2 protein-coding genes are annotated in these 2,682 nt (G+C 46.5%); one reads left to right on the top strand and one right to left on the bottom strand.

Annotated elements, in window-relative coordinates:
• Window position 1: 1 nt before the first annotated feature.
• Entirely contained in the window at window positions 2-1,108 is a 1,107-nt protein-coding gene (locus tag WBA23_RS25840; RefSeq protein ID WP_424585164.1) for a hypothetical protein, read from the bottom strand.
• Window positions 1,109-1,242: 134 nt separating this feature from the next.
• Here WBA23_RS25840 and WBA23_RS25835 point away from each other — a divergent pair.
• The coding region (locus WBA23_RS25835) for a sulfatase family protein (RefSeq protein ID WP_424585163.1) at window positions 1,243-2,682 on the top strand (1,440 nt) is incomplete at its 3' end.

Here is a 2,682-nt window from a genome sequence, read left to right as displayed (position 1 = left end):
ATTACTCAATGGTTTGAGGTTCGTTGGTATTCATTATAACTTCGTATACACCACCTTGGTCCAAGGCTAAAAATATTCTTTCGGTGCTTTCCGTACTGATCACTTTAAGATCAAAAATGCCTCCCTGGTCTTCATCGGCATAAGTATCTTCTTTCCAGGTATCTCCTCCATCTTGAGAATAATACAAGGTTAAGGGTTGTTGCTCGGCTGCCTTTATCCATTTCCCCGCAAAGACCAAGTCAGGGTTGCTATCACTGATACCTACCCCAAAGAAGAAGTGGGCTTCTTCGTGACGATCGATCAAGGTCTCCCAAGTATTTCCTGCGTCAGAAGTTTTATTGAGTTCACCCTCCCAACCTACATATATGTTTTGCGGAGTGCTATTATCAAAAACAATCGCTTTGGGAACGGTTGGGTTTGGCACTAAATCATTCCACTCATTTTGCACTGTTTCATTTTGCAAATGGACTAGGTAACCATTTTCAATACCGCCTTGGCCACCAAACCAGACGTCATTGGATTTTTGAGGATTGATCTCCAGCATCATGCCGGTGCCTAAGAAATCCCAGCCGCCCCAGATCGGTTCCCAAGTAGTTCCCTTATTAGTAGATTTAGCCAAAACCCCGTAACCGGTGGCGTACAGCGTATTACTAGAAGCATCCCACTGAAAGTCAGTTACTGCTTCGGTAGTGCCCGGCAGCCCAAAGTTGTGCTCCTTAATAGTCCAGTTTAGCCCACCATCTAGGGTTTCGTAAATTTCAATCTCACTGTAATCGGTATTCCGATAAGAAGCCAGCAGGTGATTTTCGTCAAAAAACACTATGTCCAGCAGGTTATTGCCCTTCAAGCCTACTAAGGAAAATTCATTTTCAGTATCAACATTTATTGTATACAGACCGTCGTTAGTTATGGCGTATAGCTGATTCCTAACTTGTTCTAGTCTGTTAACTTTAAGACCATCTAATCCTACCTGATTCCAGGTCCAGGTAAGCGGTACTGGCTCAGGTTGGGTTTGATTATAATCGTCTTCGCTACACTGTATAAATAGTAGGCTGATGAATAAGAAAAAAAATACGACAGAAATACGGTTCGGCTGAATAGTTTTCATGGAAATAAGTAATAATTATTTTCTACCAAGACTCAATTTGGTTTAATAGGGTTGGAACACGGCTATTGAATTTTGTTGGACAGAGACAAAATCCACGAAGATGTTTATCTTAGACTGTCTAAATTTCCACTATTATGCGCTACACCTTACCGCTGAGTTTACTTTTTGTGCTACTTTCGCTCCAACCAGCACTCGCTCAGACCACCGAAAATCCACCCAACATTCTCTGGATTACCTGCGAAGACCTGAACGCTTATTTGGGTAGCTACGGCGATGTGCAGGCAATTACCCCCAATCTGGACCAGTTGGCCAGCGAAGGAGTACGGTTTACCCAGGCCTTTGCTACCGCCCCGGTGTGCTCTCCGGCCCGCTCGGCACTTATCACCGGTATCTACGCTACCTCAATGGGGACCCAGCATTTGCGATCCGAAGTAGAAATTCCCGATGAAGTGAGAACGTTGCCGCACTACCTGCGCGATGCGGGCTACTACTGCTCGAACAATAGCAAAGAGGACTACAATTTTCAGGATAGTAGCATTTGGGACGAATCCAGTAAGCAGGCCCACTGGCGCAATCGCCCGGCGGGAAAACCGTTCTTCAGCGTATTTAATATTGAAACTACCCACCAATCAAAAATCTTCGGTACCGACGAGGAGTTTTATGAAAATTATGGTCAGCAACTTAGTGCGGAAGAGCGGCACGACCCCAATGATATGGTGATTCCGCCCTACTTCTTCGATACCCCAGTTACCCGAAAGATGTGGGCCCGCTACTACGATTTGGTCACTATTATGGATCGGCAGGTGCAAGATATTCTAGATCAGTTACAGGAAGATGGATTGGCCGAAAATACGATTATCTTCTTTTTCGCCGACCACGGCACCGGCATGCCCCGGGGCAAACGCACGCTCTACGATTCAGGACTAAAAGTTCCCTTTATAGTAAAGGCACCAACGGCGTATCAGCCAGCATTAGAGTTGATTCCAGGAACGCAGCGCGACCGGTTGGTCAACTTTGTGGATTTTGCCCCTACTGTGGTAAGTATTATTGGGCAGAAAGTGCCGGATCAAATGCAGGGTTCGGCTTTTCTAGGTGAACATCAGCAGCCAGCCCGTGAATACGTGTTTGCGACTTCGGACCGGGTAGATGAAGCCTTCGAGATTTCCCGTAGTGTGCGGGGGCAACGTTTCCTATACATTCGTAATTACCTGCCTCATCTACCGCTAACTCAGCCTAACTTTTATACCGACCAGTCGGAAGTGATGGTAGAACTCCGACGAGTTTTAGCCGAAGGGAATCTGACTGCCGCCCAGCAACATATGTGGGCACCCAGTCGTCCCGCTGAAGAACTGTACGATACCGAAGCTGACCCTTACCAGGTAAACAATTTGGCTGGTGACTCAGAGCACGCAACAGTACTGACCGATATGCGAGCCGCCCAGCAGCAGTGGGCTATTGAGACTCATGACTCCGGACTGATTCCCGAACCTATGATGCAAAGGTTAGCAGAAGGTAGTACGATCTACGAAATGGTACGGGATACTACTATTTTTCCTGTTCATAGCGTACTGAAG

It is taken from the genome of Tunicatimonas sp. (assembly GCF_049647865.1).
Taxonomy (GTDB): domain Bacteria; phylum Bacteroidota; class Bacteroidia; order Cytophagales; family Cyclobacteriaceae; genus Tunicatimonas.
This window is presented reverse-complemented; position numbering and strand designations above follow the sequence as displayed.

Excerpts from the sequence above, each read along its gene's own strand:
- WBA23_RS25840 (WP_424585164.1), bottom strand. The coding sequence starts at position 1,108 with ATGAAAACTATTCAGCCGAACCGTATTTCTGTCGTATTTTTTTTCTTA.